The 19,388-nt window shown below is 41.2% G+C and carries 18 protein-coding genes and 1 tRNA gene; 10 read left to right on the plus strand and 9 right to left on the minus strand.

What is annotated here, in order from left to right:
* Positions 1-104 precede the first annotated feature (104 nt).
* The 7 genes from pyrH (at position 105) to C5O00_RS03835 (ending at position 8,934) form a co-directional block, all read left to right on the plus strand.
* Positions 105-812 carry a UMP kinase gene (gene pyrH, locus C5O00_RS03805; RefSeq protein WP_105215090.1) on the plus strand — a complete coding sequence of 236 codons (708 nt, stop codon included), beginning with the start codon at positions 105-107 and terminating at the stop codon, positions 810-812.
* A gap of 43 nt (positions 813-855) precedes the next feature.
* Positions 856-1,410 carry a ribosome recycling factor gene (gene frr / locus C5O00_RS03810; RefSeq protein WP_105215092.1) on the plus strand — a complete coding sequence of 185 codons (555 nt, stop codon included), beginning with the start codon at positions 856-858 and terminating at the stop codon, positions 1,408-1,410.
* A gap of 90 nt (positions 1,411-1,500) precedes the next feature.
* Complete coding sequence (locus C5O00_RS03815; protein ID WP_105215094.1) at positions 1,501-2,766, plus strand: DUF5686 family C-terminal domain-containing protein; 1,266 nt, start codon at positions 1,501-1,503, stop codon at positions 2,764-2,766.
* Between the two features lie 64 nt (positions 2,767-2,830).
* Positions 2,831-5,230: an efflux RND transporter permease subunit gene (locus C5O00_RS03820; protein WP_105215096.1), complete on the plus strand. Its 2,400-nt coding sequence runs from the start codon at positions 2,831-2,833 to the stop codon at positions 5,228-5,230.
* Positions 5,231-5,284: 54 nt separating this feature from the next.
* A complete protein-coding gene (gene asnS / locus C5O00_RS03825; protein WP_105215098.1) occupies positions 5,285-6,727 on the plus strand; it encodes an asparagine--tRNA ligase in 1,443 nt (480 codons plus the stop codon).
* Between the two features lie 138 nt (positions 6,728-6,865).
* Entirely contained in the window at positions 6,866-8,329 is a 1,464-nt protein-coding gene (gene rpoN, locus C5O00_RS03830) for an RNA polymerase factor sigma-54 (protein ID WP_105215100.1), read from the plus strand.
* Positions 8,329-8,934 carry a hypothetical protein gene (locus C5O00_RS03835; RefSeq protein WP_105215102.1) on the plus strand — a complete coding sequence of 202 codons (606 nt, stop codon included), beginning with the start codon at positions 8,329-8,331 and terminating at the stop codon, positions 8,932-8,934. The genes rpoN and C5O00_RS03835 overlap by 1 nt, the downstream gene beginning before the upstream one ends.
* Here C5O00_RS03835 and C5O00_RS03840 read toward each other — a convergent pair.
* From C5O00_RS03840 to C5O00_RS03875, 8 genes are all read right to left on the minus strand, one after another.
* Positions 8,929-9,633: an outer membrane beta-barrel protein gene (locus tag C5O00_RS03840; protein ID WP_394342091.1), complete on the minus strand. Its 705-nt coding sequence runs from the start codon at positions 9,631-9,633 to the stop codon at positions 8,929-8,931. The two genes, C5O00_RS03835 and C5O00_RS03840, sit on opposite strands and share 6 nt — an antisense overlap.
* 89 nt (positions 9,634-9,722) lie before the next feature.
* Entirely contained in the window at positions 9,723-10,196 is a 474-nt protein-coding gene (locus C5O00_RS03845) for an ExbD/TolR family protein (protein ID WP_105215104.1), read from the minus strand.
* A gap of 12 nt (positions 10,197-10,208) precedes the next feature.
* The gene (locus C5O00_RS03850) at positions 10,209-10,838 is read right to left on the minus strand and encodes an ExbD/TolR family protein (protein WP_105215106.1); all 630 of its coding nucleotides are present in this window, start codon (positions 10,836-10,838) and stop codon (positions 10,209-10,211) included.
* The gene (locus tag C5O00_RS03855) at positions 10,838-11,242 is read right to left on the minus strand and encodes a hypothetical protein (protein WP_105215108.1); all 405 of its coding nucleotides are present in this window, start codon (positions 11,240-11,242) and stop codon (positions 10,838-10,840) included. The genes C5O00_RS03850 and C5O00_RS03855 overlap by 1 nt, the downstream gene beginning before the upstream one ends.
* Before the next feature lie 21 nt (positions 11,243-11,263).
* Positions 11,264-12,067 carry a MotA/TolQ/ExbB proton channel family protein gene (locus C5O00_RS03860; protein ID WP_105215110.1) on the minus strand — a complete coding sequence of 268 codons (804 nt, stop codon included), beginning with the start codon at positions 12,065-12,067 and terminating at the stop codon, positions 11,264-11,266.
* A 608-nt stretch (positions 12,068-12,675) separates the two neighbouring features.
* Positions 12,676-12,763: transfer RNA gene (locus C5O00_RS03865), tRNA-Ser, on the minus strand.
* A gap of 84 nt (positions 12,764-12,847) precedes the next feature.
* On the minus strand, positions 12,848-13,876 hold the full coding sequence (locus tag C5O00_RS03870) for an asparaginase (RefSeq protein WP_105215112.1): 1,029 nt from the start codon (positions 13,874-13,876) through the stop codon (positions 12,848-12,850).
* A gap of 1 nt (position 13,877) precedes the next feature.
* Positions 13,878-14,645, minus strand: coding sequence for a TatD family hydrolase (locus tag C5O00_RS03875; RefSeq protein ID WP_105215114.1), 768 nt, complete (start codon positions 14,643-14,645; stop codon positions 13,878-13,880).
* A 46-nt stretch (positions 14,646-14,691) separates the two neighbouring features.
* On the opposite strand from C5O00_RS03875, the gene C5O00_RS03880 reads away from it, so the two are divergent.
* From C5O00_RS03880 to C5O00_RS03890, 3 genes are read left to right on the plus strand one after another with little or no spacing between them, the layout of a single operon-like run.
* Positions 14,692-15,129 (plus strand): retropepsin-like aspartic protease, encoded by a 438-nt coding sequence (locus C5O00_RS03880; protein WP_105217566.1) that lies wholly within the window; start codon positions 14,692-14,694, stop codon positions 15,127-15,129.
* 51 nt (positions 15,130-15,180) lie between these two features.
* The gene (locus C5O00_RS03885; RefSeq protein ID WP_105215116.1) at positions 15,181-17,202 is read left to right on the plus strand and encodes a tetratricopeptide repeat-containing sensor histidine kinase; all 2,022 of its coding nucleotides are present in this window, start codon (positions 15,181-15,183) and stop codon (positions 17,200-17,202) included.
* Positions 17,199-17,834, plus strand: coding sequence for a response regulator (locus tag C5O00_RS03890; protein WP_105215118.1), 636 nt, complete (start codon positions 17,199-17,201; stop codon positions 17,832-17,834). The genes C5O00_RS03885 and C5O00_RS03890 overlap by 4 nt, the downstream gene beginning before the upstream one ends.
* 285 nt (positions 17,835-18,119) lie before the next feature.
* On the opposite strand, the gene odhB is transcribed toward C5O00_RS03890, so the two are convergent.
* Positions 18,120-19,382 carry a 2-oxoglutarate dehydrogenase complex dihydrolipoyllysine-residue succinyltransferase gene (gene odhB, locus C5O00_RS03895; protein WP_105215120.1) on the minus strand — a complete coding sequence of 421 codons (1,263 nt, stop codon included), beginning with the start codon at positions 19,380-19,382 and terminating at the stop codon, positions 18,120-18,122.
* Positions 19,383-19,388 lie beyond the last annotated feature (6 nt).

Consider the following 19,388-nt stretch of genomic DNA (forward strand, 5'->3'; position numbering starts at 1 on the left):
ATCTTCAGAAATGCCGAAATTGTTTGAGAATCTATTGGATTTGTGAATTTATAACTCGAAATTCATGCATAATTTTCGCTATTTTTGCTGCAACAAAAACCACTATGCAATACAAAAGAATTCTATTAAAACTCTCGGGTGAAGCCCTTATGGGAAGCAGACAATACGGAATAGATCCCGATCGATTACAGGAATATGCTAAAGAGATCAAGGATATTACCGATAAAGGTGTGGAGGTTGCCATAGTAATAGGTGGTGGAAACATTTTTAGAGGCCTGGCCGGTGCCAGTCGTGGGATGGACCGTGTGCAGGGCGATCATATGGGAATGTTAGCCACTGTTATAAATGGTCTGGCTTTACAAAGTGCCCTGGAGGACGAAGATATACCCACCCGTTTACAAAGTGCGATTAAAATAAATGAAGTAGCCGAACCCTTTATACGGCGAAAAGCGATAAGACATCTTGAAAAAGGCCGCGTTGTAATCTTTGGAGGTGGAACAGGAAATCCGTATTTTACTACAGATTCGGCTGCCGTTCTTCGAGCAATAGAGATTGGCGCAGAGGTAATTCTGAAAGGAACCCGAGTGGATGGTATCTATTCCAGTGATCCGGAAAAGAACATAGATGCTACTAAATTTGACAATATTAGTTTTGCAGACGTGTTGCAAAAAGGGCTGAAAGTAATGGACACCACTGCCTTCACTTTAAGCCAGGAAAACGAATTGCCAATTATAGTTTTCGATATGAATACCAGAGGAAATTTGTACAAGGTGGTTTCTGGAGAAAATATTGGCACAAAAGTAAATTTGTAACTTTGGTTTGATTTTTGAAAAAGGATCTTTAAAATTTTAAATCATGGAAGAAGAAATTAAGTTTATAATAGACAGTACCAGGGAGACCATGGGTAACGCTCTTAAGCACCTGGAAAAGAAGTTAATTAACATCAGGGCAGGTAAAGCCTCTCCATCTATGGTTTCTTCAGTTATGGTAGATTATTACGGTACTCCTACTCCATTAAATCAGGTTGCCAATGTGAATACCCCGGACGGGATGACTATTTCTATTCAGCCATGGGAAAAATCTTTGATCCCTGATATCGAAAAGGGAATTATGGTGGCCAACCTGGGTTTTAACCCAATGAACAATGGTGAAAGTGTTATTATAAATGTCCCACCACTTACCGAGGAACGAAGAAGAGAACTTGCTAAGCAGGCAAAGCACGAGGCCGAGGAATCGAAAATAGGCGTACGAAATGACCGTAAGAACGCCATGAACGATATTAAAGAACTTGATATTTCAGAAGACATGAAATCGAACCTGGAGATCGACATCCAGGAAATGACCGATTACCACATAAAGAGGATCGACGAAATCTTTAGTGTGAAAGAGAAAGAGATCATGACCGTTTAATCAATACTTGTACATTGTACACAATTGAAAAAAGCGGCTCATATGCCGCTTTCGTCATAATTTAACCTGTTATCTATCGTTTGTAAATCCATGCGCCCGTATCTCTTAGTATTTATTTTGCTGTTCCCTCTACTCACAATAGCACAACAGCCGGCCATCCAGACGCAACAGGATACTACCGCAACCAAAACCGAGCAAAAGAGCAGTCCGTTCAAGACGGGATTCTATCCTGTGGGATTCTTCGACATCGATCTGCGCTACTTTATAAAATACAATAATTACGAAGGGTTTCGCCTTGGTTTTGGCGGTATAACCAATGAGAGATTATTCGAAAACTTTAAGATTGGGGGATACCTTGCGCGAGGCTTTAAGGATGAAGATTTTAAATTTAGTATTGGTGGAAGTGTGCGTGTTAACGAAGAGCACAACACCTGGATCAACTCGTATTATTTTGATGATATCCGGGAAATAGGAACTATGAAATTCCTTACCGATGACCGGGTCTATTCGGTATTCGAACCCCGTTTGCTCAATGTGACCCAGTTTTATAAGCACCGTACGATCATGGCCAATATTCAGCATGAATTTTCGCCAAAGATGTTAGGTGAATTAAGGTTAGGACATACCAAGGTAGACCAGATCGAGGACTACCAGTTTGTAGATAACGGTGTAGTGTACAGTGCTTACGAAACTTCCGAAGTAACCGCATCTATACGTGTGAGTCCGAAAACCAATTTCATTACCATAGACGATGGGCGTGTAGAGTATTTTGATGGCTTCCCCAAAATAAGTGCCCAGGTTACACAAAGCTTTCCCGGTATTGGTGGTAGTGACTTTACCTATACCAAATTTGGCCTGAAGCTCGATTATTATATAAAACGCACCAACCTTTCTTCAACAAATATCCTGCTTGAGGGAGACTATGCGACCGGAGATATCCCTCTCACTCATCTTTTTCATGCCTATCCTAACAGTCCTACTAAAGACGAGATCCTCCAGCGATTTTCGGTGGCGGGAAGGCGAAGTTTTGAGACGATGTATTTTGGGGAGTTCTTCTCAGATCAATTGTTAACTCTTCAGGTGAAGCATAGTTTAAGAAGGTTTTATTTTTCCGAATATTTCCAACCGGAACTGGTATTAATTAGCCGTCACGCAATTGGTGATATGTCTAATCCAGACCGACATCTGGGCATCCCATTTAATACCCTGGAAAACTTTTATTCAGAATCGGGCCTGGAACTAAATCGATTATTGTTCGGTTTTGGGCTGAGTTTCGCCTACCGTTACGGTTTTTATCACCTCCCCGATTTCGAGGATAATATCTCTTTTAAGTTCACATTCTACCTTAAATTATAAACTCCTTAACAACGTATGTACAAGGGTTTTTAATACCTTTGCGCGACCGTAAATTGAGCCGGGTTTGGACAAAGCATTCAGTATTGGATTCTGGAGTGCAGTTGCAAGATTTATTCTGCGTAACCGCACCCTGCTCCTTATTGTAATAGGTGTAATTACGGTATTACTCGCTTCCCAGTGGAAACATATGCGGTTTACCTATACCGAAGCGAATCTACTGCCGGACGATCATGAGGTTAATGTACAGTATAATAAATTCCTAGCCGAATTTGGAGAGGAAGGTAACCTCATCGTTCTAGGGGTAAAAGACACCGCTTTATTTACCCCGGCAAATTTTACCGAATGGAATCTTTTATCTGAAGATCTTCGGAAGGCTCCCGAAGTCGACCTAACCTTATCTATTAGCGATCTTAAAAAGCTTCAGAAAAGAAAAGACTCGGCCGGTTTCGAATTGGTTCCATTTGTACAGGACACTGTTTTTACCAAAGAGAACCTGGCCCGCTATAAGTACGAACTTTTTAATAAGTTACCATTCTATAACGGATTGATCTACAGTCCGGACAAAAGCTCGGTGCGCACAGCAATTTACCTCAACAAGGATATTGTAAATACTTCGGTGAGAAAGGATTTTATAGATCAGGTACTTGTTCCTCGCATAAATGAATTCGAAACCAAAACCGGCATAAATGTGTATACCTCCGGGATGCCGTACATTAGAACCTTAAACTCACAAAATATCATAGATGAGATCGGGATGTTCATTGGTGCTGCCTTATTAGTAACCTCGCTGATCTTCTTTTTCTTTTTCAGATCCTTTAGAGCGACTTTAATATCGATGGTTACAGTGATCATTGGTGTTATGTGGGCCTTCGGAATTCTGGGTCTTTTACACTACGAGATCACGGTCCTAACCGCACTAATTCCTCCGCTCATCATTGTAATTGGTATCCCTAACTGCATCTTTCTTATTAACAAATACCAACAGGAGATAAAAAATCACGGTAACCAGGCCAAATCCCTTCAACGAGTTATTAGTAAGGTGGGAAATGCCACTTTGATGACCAATGTTACAACGGCATCCGGATTTGCCACATTTATGCTTACCAATAGCAAACTTCTGAAAGAGTTTGGTGCAGTGGCATCTATCAACATCATTGCCATTTTCTTATTGAGCTTATTCATTATTCCTATCGTGTACAGTTATATGGCAGTGCCGAAATACAAGCATCTTAAGCACCTCAATAAAAAATGGATTGGGAGATTCGTGAAATGGATGGAGCGTATGGTAAAGGAGCACCGTATTGCGATCTATGTATCGGCAATAGTGTTGCTATGCGCCAGTATCATTGGGATATACAATATTCATATTTCCGGGAGCCTTATAGAGGACATGCCTAAAACCAAAGAATTTTACAGTGATATTAAATTCTTCGAAGCCGAATACGAGGGAATCATGCCACTTGAAATAATGGTGGACACCAAACGAAAAAAAGGTGTGATGAAGCTGGCTACGTTAAAACGAATTGACGAACTTCAGGAGTATATAAGTGACGTACCCGAATTTGCCAGGCCTATCTCTGTAGCCGAATTGGTAAAATACTCCAAACAGGCATTTTATAATAACAATCCCGAATATTACCAACTGCCGAATAGCCAGGAGCGCACCTTTATTTTGTCTAACGCGAAAAGCAGCGCCGATAATGCTAATTTACTCTCCTCTTACGTGGATTCTACCGGGCAATATGCCCGTATAACTACCTTTATGAAGGATACCGAAACAGAGCGTTTCGATCGTATAGAAGAAGACCTCCGTACAGAGATCGCCAAGATATTCCCCGAAGACCGTTACGAAGTAACAGTTACAGGGAAGGCCCTTGTTTTTCAAAAAGGCACTAAATACCTGGTACGCAACCTAATAATTTCACTTTCGCTGGCTGTATTTTTGATAGCCCTTTTCATGGCATGGATGTTCCGAAGTTTCCGAATGATTTTGGTTTCTCTTATTCCCAACCTGCTCCCTCTGCTAATTACGGCCGGACTAATGGGATTCCTGGGGGTGCCGATAAAACCATCCACTATTCTGGTGTTTAGTATTGCATTTGGGATATCTGTAGATGACACTATACATTTTCTGGCGAAGTACAGGCAGGAACTCATTGCCAGTAACTGGAAGATAAAAAGATCAGTATACGCAGCATTGAAGGAAACCGGGGTGAGCATGTTTTATACTTCCATAGTATTGTTCTTCGGTTTTTCGGTTTTTACTATTTCCAGTTTTGGAGGAACTGTAGCCCTGGGTGCTCTGGTTTCGGCCACCTTACTTTTTGCGATGCTGGCGAATTTACTCTTACTACCATCATTACTATTATCGCTGGAAAGAAATATTGCCAACAAGGAAACCTTGAGAAAGCCAGCCTTAAAGATCATTCCGGACCAGGAAGATGAACTGGAAGACGACTCCTGATTTGTTGTTGGTTTTCTAACTAAAAAGTATCTTTACGCCCTCAAAACTATATACATGCAGCATATTGAAATTAATAAGATATTGACAAGTAAGCCTTCCACTATCGAGATAACGGTAAAAGGATGGGTACGTTCGTTTAGGAGCAATCGATTTATCGCTCTAAATGATGGTTCAACCATCAAGAACCTTCAATGTGTAGTTGATTTCGAAAACTTCGATGAAAAGTTACTCGATAAAATAACCGTTGGTGCTGCAATAGCCGTAACCGGCGTATTGGTAGAAAGTCTCGGACAGGGGCAGGACGTTGAGGTCCAGGTTGAGAAGATAGAGATCCTGGGAGAGGCCGATCCTGAAGAAGTGAAACTAACGATATTAAGTCCGAAGCGCCACACCCTGGAAACGCTGAGAGAACAAGCACACCTGAGAATTCGCACCAACACCTTTGGAGCTATTATGAGGGTGCGATCGAAATTGGCATTTGCCGTTCATGAATATTTTCAGAAGAATAACTTCCATTACTTCCATTCTCCAATCATTACAGGTAGTGATGCTGAAGGAGCCGGTGAGATGTTCAGGGTATCCGTTCTGGATCCTAAATCACCACCGCTCAATGAATCCGGCGAGGTTGATTTTAAACAAGACTTTTTTGAGAAGGAATCCAATTTAACAGTTAGCGGTCAATTAGAAGCCGAGACCTATGCAATGGGGTTGGGAAAAGTGTACACATTTGGACCCACTTTCAGAGCAGAAAACAGTAATACCTCCCGTCACCTGGCCGAATTCTGGATGATCGAGCCTGAGATGGCATTCTTCGATCTTGATGCCAACATGGATCTCGCCGAGGATTTTATAAAATATGTGGTAAAATTCGCTCTGGACAATTGTGCAGACGATCTGGAGTTTCTGGAAAACAGACTTTTGCAGGAAGAGAAGAATAAGCCACAAGCCGAACGCAGCGAGATGACCCTTAGGGATAAACTAAATTTCATCATCGAAAATAACTTCAAGCGGGTAACGTATACCGAGGCCATTGATATCCTAAAACGAAGTAAACCTAACCAGAAGAAAAAATTCAAGTTCCTCATAGACGAATGGGGGGCCGATCTGCAGAGTGAACACGAGCGTTTTCTTGTTGAAAAGCACTTTAAATGTCCCGTGATACTTTTTGATTACCCTGCGAAGATCAAAGCATTCTATATGCGATTAAACGACGATGGCAAGACGGTGAGGGCAATGGACGTGCTATTTCCGGGCATAGGTGAGATTGTAGGAGGTTCGCAGCGGGAAGAGCGCTACGATGTGCTGTTGGAAAAGATGAAGGCTATGGACATCTCTGCGGAAGAATTGTACTGGTATCTGGACCTTCGAAAATTTGGAACCTGTGTGCACAGTGGATTTGGGCTAGGTTTCGAAAGATTGGTACAATTCGTTACCGGAATGGGGAACATACGGGATGTGATCCCTTACCCAAGAACTCCCGGAAATGCAGAATTCTAAATGTTTAGTATGGTTCCGGCCATGCTCGAATCGTTTATTTAAAGCCTTAGAAAAATCACAAGCTTTTATTAAAAACGGTACACTTTCCCTGTAAAGTAGACCGTTTTTTTTAAATTTATATATCACTATATTCAACTTATGTTAAAGCAACAATTAAACTTCAAATTATCTCAAAAGCTGTCTCCTCAACAGATTCAGCTCATGAAGCTTATCCAGTTGCCAACACAGGCTTTCGAGCAGCGAATTTCCCAGGAAATGGAGGAAAATCCAGCCCTTGAAGGGGGAAAAGATGAAGGAGATAATTTTGAAGATGGTTTTGATGATGAGTCTTATGATGATAATTACGACGAAGGCACCGAAGTTATCGAAACAGACATCAATGTGGATGATTATCTAAGTGATGATGAAACTCCAAGCTATAAGTTATCGGCTAATAACTATTCTGCCGATGACGAGGACAAGCAAACTCCTTATGCTTCGGGAACTTCTTTTAATCAATATCTATTACAACAGCTTAACACCTATCGCCTGGATGAAGAAGCTGAGGAGATCGCCAGATTCCTTGTGGGGAGTGTGGACGAAAGCGGATATATAAGACGGGATGTTAGCGATATCGTTGATGACCTGGCGTTCACCCAAAACGTTTACACTTCAGAAGAAAAAATTGAAGAAGTGCTGAATATAGTCCAGGATCTCGATCCGGCAGGAGTAGGTGCCAGAAACCTTCAGGAGTGCTTGCTCATACAGTTAAAGCGCAAGGAAAGTACGGCCGATGTCGACCTTGCTACTAAGATCATAGAAGAAGCCTTCGATCATTTCACAAAGAAACACTATAAGAAATTACTCCATAAGTTTGACATTTCCGAAGAACAGCTAAGGGATGCCATTCAGGAGATCGAAGGTTTAAATCCAAAGCCAGGAGGGACGTATTCGGGGAATACCCGTATGGTTGAACATGTGGTGCCGGATTTCACGATCAAGATCGTGGATGGTGAACTGGAGTTAACACTTAACGGCAGAAACGCACCCGAACTTCATGTTTCCAGGGAATATACCAATATGTTGAAAGGCTATAAGGAGTCTAAGGATAAGTCTAAATCTCAAAAAGACGCTGTTATGTTCATCAAGCAGAAGCTGGATGCCGCAAAATGGTTCATCGATGCGATCAAGCAACGGCAGCAGACCTTGTATGTGACCATGAATGCCATAATGCACCATCAGCAGGAGTATTTTCTCAGTGGTGATGAACGAAAGTTAAAACCTATGATACTAAAGGACATTGCAGATAAAATCGACATGGATGTGTCTACGGTATCCCGGGTTGCGAACAGTAAATATGTGGACACCCCTTACGGTACCAAACTCATCAAAGAATTTTTCAGTGAGAGTATGAAAAATGATCAGGGAGAGGATGTATCTACTCGTGAGATTAAAAAGATCCTTGAGATCACTATTTCGGAAGAAAATAAGCGCAAGCCGCTTACCGATGATAAACTCGCTAAGATCCTTAAGGACAAGGGATATCCAATTGCGAGACGTACTGTGGCAAAATACCGGGAGCAGCTGGATCTGCCGGTTGCTCGACTAAGAAAAGAAATTTAATGAATATCTTCTTACGCATTGGCGCATATCTCTTTCATCCGTTATTGATGCCACTCTTTGGAACGTTCCTGTATTTTATAATTACCCCTCGTTACGTAGAGCCCGACCTGCTTTTCGCCAAAATAATGGCCGTTTGCATTATCACTTTGCTCATTCCATTGGTAACTTATTTTCTTTTAAAAAACCTACATGTGGTATCCAGCATTCAGCTGGAAGATGTGAAAGAACGCAAAGTACCGCTTATGCTGCAATGTGTTTTGCTATTGCTGATCATTAAAATGGTGTTCGATCCCTATGAGAATCCGGAATTGTATTACTTTTTTGTAGCTGTGTTGTTTTCGGCTATAACCGCTTTACTACTGGTTTTTTTTAAAATTAAAATAAGCCTGCACCAAATGGGAATTGGAGGGGTTACCATGTTCCTCATTGCCCTGAGCGCTCACTTTAAAGTAAATTTATTGACCTGGATCATTATAATCTTTGTAGCCAATGGATGGGTGGCATCCTCCAGGTTACATACCGAATCTCACAGCCCGGCCGAATTGGTAGTAGGATTCTTTGTTGGGGTTATCCCTCAATTGATCTTGCTTAATTTTTGGTTATAGAATATAGAACATCAATCCTACCTTTACAGTTCTAAAATCGACATTCTGGCCCGTATCGGTCACAGCATCTTTGAAGAATGGGTTTATGCTGTAGTAAGCATAGAAGTTAAATGTATTATAGCCAAAGCATAGGCTGGCTCCCAGGCGCAATCTTTCATATTCTGGGATATCTGTTTGAACTACATTATTCCCGGTTTGTTTAAAAGTAGCTTTGTAGTAATAAGTATAGCCAATTTTGAAGCCGGTATAGATCCTCCAGAATTTATATGAACTGGCGGTGGAGGTTCGCCATCTTAATTCGATAGGAGCCTCAACGGTATAGGTTGAAAATCGATTGGAGTTATAATCGACTTCTCCGTCCAGTACACTGAAAATGGTTTCGTTATTTGTCGATTCCCCAATAAACAGGGTTTGCCCAAACCTATCGATCACCAAACCAGCACCAACAGCAATAGCCACGTTGCGTCTTTCATTTAAAGGCATATCCCGCAGATAGCCAAATTTCAAACCCCCGGAGAGGCCTCTGGTAGAAACATCGGTGGGAACATCGGTGATCACGTTATAGGTAATCCCAATGTAGAATTGATCCTCCCTATATACCGGATCAATTATCGTGGAGGGGATACTATCCTGCGCCATACTATTCAAGCAGAATAACCCTATAATGGTAAGCGCTAAATTTCTGATCGACAACTGCATTGGTTAAAGATAAAGGTATTTCAAAATATAAAAAACAAAAACGCCCCGGCTTTATTGCCAGGGCGACTTTATTCTTTTATAGCAAGGTATTAATTACCCAGATCATTTCCAGGAGTGGTGATATAGATGATTTTAAGGAGATTACGCTCTCTTAAAACCTGTTTAATATCACTTACCAAACCGGAATTCGTTTCCTTATCAACTTTTAAGGCCACATAAACCTTATCCTGTAATTCGGGTAAAAGTTTACGACGGGCTTCTTCAAGTGCTAAACCTATATTCTCTATGCTTGTATACTTATCACCTATCTGAATTCTACCTTCTGTTCCGAAGACTTCCTGATAACGTGAACTAGGTTTCCCGGCATAAATATATACGGCTCTATCCTTTTTCAGCTTTTCAACCTGATCTGCTTTGGGAAGCTCATTCTTTACAAGGAGGTTATTGTCTCTTAGTACCGTTACCACCATGAAAAAGAACAATAGCATAAATACAATATCCGGCAAAGATGCTGTTGAAATCGCGGGTAATTCACCGCCTTTTTTCTTTTTAAATTTTGACATAATCTTCTTCGTTTATTGTCCTTTGGTTTTTGGCTCTGCTTCCGAAAGTTTTAAAGGATACATTTTCTGAATGGTCTCGAGTTTTTCTTTCGCGGCCTCTTCGTTTCCTTTGTAGCTTCCTTCATTGATCTGCTTACTAATTTCGGTAAATACGAAATTTTCACCATAGAGTCTTTTAGATTCCCGATCCCTCAAAAAGTTATATGCAGCAACGAGTTCATTTTGAACCCTGATGTACATATCGTAGGACGTTAATCTGTCATTCTGAACAGAGATCACCGCCTTTTCAGGATTATCTGAAGAAGACGAACTTCTGGATCCTTTACAGTAACTACAGTATTCCGGACTTCCGGCCGGAGCACCACCATTATCCAGAAAGTCGATAGCTGCTTTTCTTAGATCTTTTAGCTCCATTAAGTTATCTTCCACTAAGAGTTGATCATCCTTATTCACATTTACAATGAAAAGGTTTTTCTCTTTAATTAGTGGTGGAGCTTCTGTGGGAGGTTCAATGGGTGGCAGTTGTCGCGCAATTCCTTTGTCTTTCTCAATGGTAGTAGTTACCAGGAAAAAGATCAATAAAAGGAAGGCGATGTCCGCCATGGACCCTGCATTAACCTCGGGTGTTGCTCTTCTGCCCATTATCTAGTTGTTGCTTTTTTAATTCCGCTATAAATCATCGATCCTATCGCCACTACGGCCAAGATATAGAACGTATTTAACCCTGTGCCTACCCATTTAGACCCACTTGCAGACAGTATTTCACCATCTCTCATTTCGGTCTCAACACCTTCTGCCATAACGTACGCAATAATAACGACCAGCAAAAAGGCACCAACAGACATCAGTGTTTTCTTCAAATTTCCGGAGAAGGTCTCCTTCAATACATACACAAGTACAATAAACAAAGTTAATGCCAATGTGATGTAAGCTATATAAAGTTGAGCATCAAGCCCACCGCCGTTCAATAGTACCATGACCAGAGACACAATACCGGCAACCGCGAGAAGGAGCGCAACTATTTTTAATATTTTATGTAAACCCATTCTGTTTTGGTTTTGGATTAATTACTTCTTGTTTTTGTAGTCTACCAACATGTCGATCAAAGTAATTGATGCGTCTTCCATGCTGTTAACGATACTATCGATTTTCGCGATAATATAATTGTAGAAAATCTGAAGGATGATCGCAACGATCAAACCAAATACAGTTGTAAGAAGGGCTACTTTAATACCCCCGGCAACAAGAGAAGGGTTCATATCCCCGGCAGCTTCAATTTTGTCGAATGCCAGGATCATACCAATTACTGTTCCCATGAAACCAAGCATTGGTGCAAGTGCGATAAACAATGATATCCAGGAAACATTCTTTTCCAGCTGCCCCATCTGAACTCCACCATAACCGATAACAGCTTTTTCTGCTGCCTCGATACTTTCATCGGCTCTATCCAGTCCTTGATAATAGATAGATGCAACTGGACCTTTTGTATTTCTACAAACTTCCTTTGCAGCTTCTACTCCACCACTATTGAGGGCGTCCTCAACACTTTGTGCCAATTTATTGGTGTTGGTAGTAGAAAGATTTAAGAATATAATTCTCTCGATAGCAATTGCTAGACCAAGAATTAAACACAACAATACAATTCCCATGAATCCGGGGCCTCCTTCAATAAAACGTTGTTTTAAAGCTTGATGCCATCCCTGAGGCTCCTCAGTACTGGCTGCCTCATCATCTTGTATGAATGTTACTGTAGCTGAAGTCACCAATGTCTGAACGTTCGTTGGCATTGTTTGAACAGCTGTTGCGTTTGCGTTGAATGTACCCGCGAAAAATAACGCGGCAATCGCCATAATAGAAAATAATTTTTTCATTGCTATCGACTTAAAGTTTGTTTTTAGTTAAAGGTTAAAGATATAAAAATAATTAGTTAATGTGCAATAATTCTGTGAATGTGCCGGGCATTATCCCAATTCTTTGTTGAAATAACAATTTCTTCGGATAAAATACAGTTGAAATCCCTGAAATCGGTGTATTTCATAAGATTTCGTCATTTTAATTTACCTCTAAAATGACCGCTTATCGAACAAAAATGTCCTAAAATTCAGCAGGTTAAATCCCGTATTAGCATCAATTTTGAGTTCGTAGAGATCAAGCCTACAGCACCTTCAATTTTTAGCGCTCCTTGATCCCAATAGACAATGCTGGCAATGAACATAGATGCTGCGCATCTTCAAGTTACTCGCTCAATCTCAGGATTAACTCGCTTCGCTCCTTGATCCCAAAAGACAATGCTGGCAATGAACATAGATGCTGCGCATCTTCAAGTTACTCGCTCAATCCTCGGGATAAACTCGCTTCGCTCCTTGATCCCAATAGACAATGCTGGCAATGAACATAGATGCTGCGCATCTCCAAGTTACTCGCTCAAAATTTGCTCAAGCAAGCTTGGACAAATTCTTTCGCTCGTAACTTCCATTCGCAGAGAGGAAGGGATTCGAACCCTCGATACGCTTTTGGCGTATACACACTTTCCAGGCGTGCGCCTTCGACCACTCGGCCACCTCTCTTTTTCCTTTCGCCTTATTAGGGCTTTAAAGGGCTGCCAAATAACAAAAAAAATAGCTGCTATTAAAATATTTCGGGAGGAAATTTCAGCTCAATTCCCCGCGAAGCGAAGTCTCGAAAATGGTTCGGAAGCTATTGGCGGAAATACCCTGGCCCAATAGATACATCAACTTCGCCAGGGCGGCTTCAGTTGTAATATCCTTGCCGGAAATTACACCTAGTTTCTTAAGTTCCACACTAGTTTCATACAAGCCCATACTAACGCTACCACCAGAACATTGGGTAACATTAATAACCGGGACTCCCCTGGCAATCACTTTTTTCAGGCCTGAGATAAACCATGTTTGCGTAGTTACATTTCCGCTTCCATAGGTTTCGAGGATTAGTCCCTGCATTTCTGGAAATGAGATCATATGCCTAAACGTTTCCTTGTCCATTCCGGGAAACATCTTAATTAGTACTATCCCTTTTGCCAGATCTTTGAAAACTCTAAATTTCTTTCGTCTGTTAGGAACCAGCAGCGCCTTATAATTGATGGATAGATCCACTCCACTTTCGGCAATGGCCGGATAGTTTAATGATGCAAACGCCTGAAAATGCTGTGCGTTTATCTTGGTGGTCCGGTTAGCCCGGTATAATTTATATTCGAAATAAAGACATACTTCGGCGATCTTCGGATTTCCTTTTTCCTGTAAAGCTGCCAATTGAATTGAAGTGATAAGGTTCTCCTTGGCGTCTGTTCTAAGGTCTCCTATCGGTAATTGAGAGCCGGTAAAGATGATCGGTTTGGCAAGGTTCTCCGTCATAAAACTAATAGCCGAAGCTGTGTAAGACATAGTATCACTTCCATGTAACACTACAAATCCATCATATTTTTCGTAATTATCCTCGATAATAGTGGCCAACTTTACCCAGTACCCGGGATTCATATTCGAGCTATCAATAGGCTTCCTGAAACTTTTAGTGGAGATCGAACAATCTAGCAGTTTTAGTTCGGGGATATAGGTGAGCAATTCATTGAAATTAAAATTTCGAAGTGCGGCTGTTTCAAAATCCATGATCATCCCAATGGTACCACCTGTATAAATCAGTAAAATGTGAGGTTTTGTCTTCATATTATACGCCAAATATATGCCTGGAGTTTTCGGTTGTTATTTGTGCGACTTTCGCTTCTGAAATTCCATAGATATCTGCTACTTTTTCACAGACTAATTTTAGATAAGAACTCTCGTTTCGTTTACCTCGAAAAGGTACCGGTGCAAGGTAAGGGGAATCTGTTTCCAAAACAATATGCTTGATATCGATCTCATGGAGAAAGGTGTCGATCTTCCCATTTTTAAAAGTTACCACCCCGCCAATGCCTAATTTCATATTAAACCCAATAGCTCGCTCCGCCTGTTCTTTCGAACCCGTAAAACAATGGAAAATTCCGTAGAGATCATCGTCCCGCTCGGTTTCCAAAACCTCGAAGATCTCATCGAAGGCATCTCTGCAATGAATTACTATGGGTAATTTGTGTTTTTTTGCTAGTTGAATTTGTTCCCGAAAGGCTTTTTTCTGAATTTCCAAAGTGGAAGTATCCCAGTACAGATCAATACCAATCTCTCCTACAGCAATAAATTTTCGTTGCTCAAATGCTTTTGTTACAAATTCTAATTCCTGTTTATAAGACACTTCTTTCACAGAGGTTGGGTGCAGGCCCATCATCAGGAACACTTTATTGGGATAATTTCTCTCAAGATCAAACATCGCTTCCGCATAACCGGAATCTATGGCCGGGATAAAGAATCGATCTATCCCTGCTTTGGCCGCTCTTAACATCACGGCATCCCTGTCCTCTTCAAATGCTTCACTGTAAAGATGAGTATGAGTATCGGTTAACATAGCTACAAAGCTAACTAAATTGTTGCCTATCTTTATCAAAAAAAAAGTGACGACATTAAGACAGCTCCTGGAGACAAAAGGGTTTTACCGAATCCCATTAAAGAAACTTAAAACCGGACATTATAAATTAAAGGCCAGGGTAAATGGTGTGATGGGTGAATTTATTCTGGATACTGGTGCTTCTAATAGCTGTATAGGATTTTCCAGCGTGGACCGCTTTATCATGCTTACAGAAGAGAGTAAGGTAAAAGCCGCGGGGGCTGGCGCGATCAATATGCAAACCCAGATAGCGAATGACAATAGTTTTACAATAGGGAATAAGACTTCTAATAGGATGTCTTTCGTTATTTTCGACCTGAGTCATGTAAATGAAGCGCTTTTACAAGTGGAAGAAGAGGCCGTACACGGAATTCTGGGCGCCGATTACCTTAAGGCGAACGCCGCGGTTATTGATTATGGTAGGAATGTTCTTTACCTGAAATAGAATATAATACTCTATATTTGTTGATATAGAAGTCCCCCAATATACTTATATATGAAGGCGGTGCCGAAATTCTTATTCATACTTTTTATACTGCTCACCACTAATTCGTGGTCGCAGGATATGGAGTATTATATAAATCTTTCTGAAACTACCACCGACCGACATGAAAAACTTACAGCTCTCGATTCGGTAATTAGCAGGGCAAAGGTCACCAATCTGGACGACTTTATCGAATACAGCCTAAAGTACATCGAACTCGCCAAGGAAATGGACAGTGTTGAGGCTGCAGCCCGAAAAATGATCAATGTACATTACAGTCTTTCTTCGGTTAAAAATGAACCTAGACAAGCTCTTACCATTATAGACGGGATTCTGGCCCGGAAATATAAGATAACAGACAGTTATCTGCTGGGTGGTTTATATCTGAAACGCGGTGGTTCTAACTACAAGCTCAATCTCAACGACGCGGTTGAGGATTACAAAATGGCTATCGCCAGTTTTTCTGAAAAAGACTCCGTTTTTATCGCCGATGCCTATTTGTTCAGCGGACAAGCGTATTCCAATATGGGTAAATTTGTTCCGGCAGGAGAAAGTTATCGGAAAGCCTATAACTATTTCGAGGCCTTGAAGGATTATGAATATATGTTCTATGCACAACAAGGGATCACTACCATGTTTAGCATGAACGGATTTCATGAAAAGGCGATGAAGGAGCGGGAGAAGAACATTAAAAAGATCGAATCTCTGGAACTCACTCATCATCTCCCCACCGAGTATTATAACCAGGCCCTGGATTACGAAAAGATAGGGAATACGATAAAATATCTGGAATACCTGTTTAAGGCAAAGGACGCCATAGATAATTCCCGCGAGAACAATATGGAGATCTCGAACGAAATGTATGTCTATGCCGAACTGGTAGATTACTACTGTGAAAGCGGTCAGCTCTCGGCAGCCGAAGAATATCTTGCTCTTATCAATCAGTTTCACGAAAATTCGCAGGACGACCTTATCACCTCCTCCCAATATCTGGGTGCAAATGCAAAGTATCACTTTACACGTGGTGAATACGATATAGCCCTCGATTACGCCCAACAGAAATTAGTAAAGGCCGAAACACTCAAATACGAGGAAAACATATTGTCTTCACATAAGTTACTTTCAGATATCTACTATGCCAAGGGAGCATTTAAAAGCGCTCTGGAACATGAAAAGGCATATTCAGAATTGAAAGATTATATATACAATAAAGGAGTTGCAAATTCGCTCGCGTATTACCAGACCTTATACGAAACCGAGAAGAACGAAAAGGAACTGGTAGAAAAGAGTTCGAATATACAGTTATTGGAGAAGGACAACCAGACATTCAAGAAGCTGATGATCTTTGGTGGGGTAGCTTTGTTGTTACTCTTTGGTGTTATTCTATTGTACAGGAATCAGCTTTATTTCAAGAATAAGAAAATATTACAGGAGAAGTTTAGCCAGGAATTGATCGTTTCTCAGGAGGAAGAACGTATGCGTATTTCTAAAGACCTTCATGACGGCCTGGGGCAGCGATTACTGGTAATAAAAAATAAGATGATCGCTACCGGAGATGCCGAAACCAAAAATATGATAGACGAAACTATCGAAGAGGTTAGATCCATTTCCCGGGACCTTCACCCTTTCCAGTTGCAGGAAATGGGAATAACCAAAGCACTGGAACATACGGTAACCCAGATCGATGAAAATACTACTCTTTTCATTTCGTCCGAGATCGATAATATCGATAATATCTTCAATCAGGAGGGAGAGGTAAATATTTACAGAATAGTTCAGGAAAGTCTTAGCAATGTATTAAAACATGCAAAAGCGGAAGCTAGTAAGATTTCGGTTAAAAAAATGGCTAACTTTGTTGTAATATCAATTAAGGACAATGGAGTGGGTTTTGATTTCTCTGAAAAGCTTCAGAACGTAAAGTCTTTAGGACTGAAAACACTCATGGAACGCACCCGTTTCTTAAATGGACAGATGAAGGTAGAGTCTAAAGCCAATAATGGTACCACCCTTCAATTTCAATTCCCGATCGCGTGAACAAAAACAAATCCATCATAACAGCAGACGACCATCCGCTGCTTCTAAAAGGACTTAACGATTTTCTTTTGGAGAAAGGCTATAATATCGTGGGTTGTGGCGAAAACGGCAGAGAGGCCTATAATCTCATTACCAAATTGAAACCGGATATTGCTATTCTGGATATTCAGATGCCTTTTATGTCCGGGCTGGAGATTGCCAAGAAGTGTAAAACCAATGGCATTGATACCAAAATAGTACTTATTACCATTCACAAAGAAAAGGAGCTTTACAACAAGGCCCAGGAATTGAATATCTTCGGATATATTCTGAAGGAATTCGCCATAGAGGAAATAGAGAATTGTATCGGGATGGTTTCTGAAGGCGAGCCGTACTTCAGTCAGAAGATCAAAGACATGCTCAATTCGAATAGCGCAGAAGATGAGGCTTTGAATGTTTTAACCCCTTCCGAAAAGAAGATCCTGAAATTGATCGCCCGAGATAAGACCAATAAAGAGATCGCTTCCTTACTCTTTATCTCATACCGAACTGTAGAGAAACATCGGTCCAATATTATCAACAAATTAAAGCTGGAACCAAAGACTAACAGCCTGCTTAGCTGGGCTAAAGAACATCACAATAAACTTCAATAAACAGGTGATGTCTAATTAATTACGTGTTAACACGTATTTCAGTTTCAGCAAAACTTTCTCACATTTACAGTGTGAAAGATCTTATGGTTTCTAAAGAGAATAATCAGAGTAAAACACGAACTCGAAAAATAGTGTTCATCGTATTAGCGATATTCATAATATCGATCGTTTTGCTTAATTTATTGAACTATTTTGTTTCGTATAAATAAGTCCGTTAAGATTTAACTAACTAACCAATAAAGCCCGGAATTCCGGGCTTTGTTGGTTTTATACGGCAATGATCTATTAAAGTTCCAATGCCTTTTTCACGTCGTTGTTCATCAACAATTCTTCGGGGTTTTCCAAAGCTTCCTTTACAGCTACCAGAAATCCTACAGATTCCCGCCCGTCTATAATGCGGTGGTCGTAGCTAAGCGCTACAAACATTACAGGTGCTATTACGATCTCCCCGTTTTTCACTACAGGCCGCTCTACAATATTGTGCATTCCAAGGATGCCGGATTGCGGCGGATTGATAATAGGTGTGGATAACATACTTCCAAACACCCCTCCATTTGAAATAGTGAAGGTGCCTCCTGTCATCTCGTCCACAGTAATTTCACCATCTCTGGCTCTTAAAGCCAGCCTTTTCACTTCGGCTTCCACCCCTCGGAAGGTGAGGTTCTCTGCATTCCTAATAACCGGCACCATTAGACCTTTAGGGCCAGACACAGCTATTGAAATATCCTTGTAATCGTAAGTGATCTTATAATCGCCATCGATCATGGAATTCACGTCCGGATACAGATCCAGCGCCCTTACCACAGCAAGGGTGAAGAATGACATAAACCCGAGCCCTACACCATGTTTTTCTTTAAATGTTTCCTTGTATTTTTTACGCAATTCGAAAATAGGACCCATATCCACCTCGTTGAAAGTGGTGAGCATAGCAGTTTCATTTTTCGCAGCAACGAGGCGTTCGGCAACTTTACGCCTTAGCATCGATAATTTCTTTCGTTCAGATCCACGTTTTCCGTGCCCCGGTGTTCCCATAGATGGAACGGCATTCATTGCATCTTCCTTGGTGATCCTTCCATCGCGGCCACTTCCCGTCACCGACCCGGAATCGATTCCTTTCTCATCCAGGATCTTCTTCGCGGCGGGAGAAGCTGTTCCCGAAGCATAGGTTTTCTTTGTGGCCGGCGCCGCCTTTTCGTTTGTTTTTTCGCTCGTGGCCCGCTCTTTATCTAGATCGGGGCCGGCATTGCCTTCACCTTTTTCATCGCCAGGATTTTCGTAAGTCTCAGGTTTTGATTCACCATCGGGTCTTGGAGCATCGGTGTCTATTATACACACAACATCACCAACAGCTACGGCATCACCTTCTTCAGCCTTGAGTGTGATAATACCACTCGCTTCGGCAGGAAGTTCTAAGGTTGCTTTATCGCTATCCACTTCGGCTATCGCCTGGTCTTTTTCCACGTAGTCTCCGTCTTCTACCAACCACTGTGCTATTTCTACTTCGGTTATGGACTCTCCCGGAGAGGGGACTTTCATTTCTAATGGCATACTATT

This window comes from Pukyongia salina (assembly GCF_002966125.1).
GTDB lineage: Bacteria > Bacteroidota > Bacteroidia > Flavobacteriales > Flavobacteriaceae > Pukyongia > Pukyongia salina.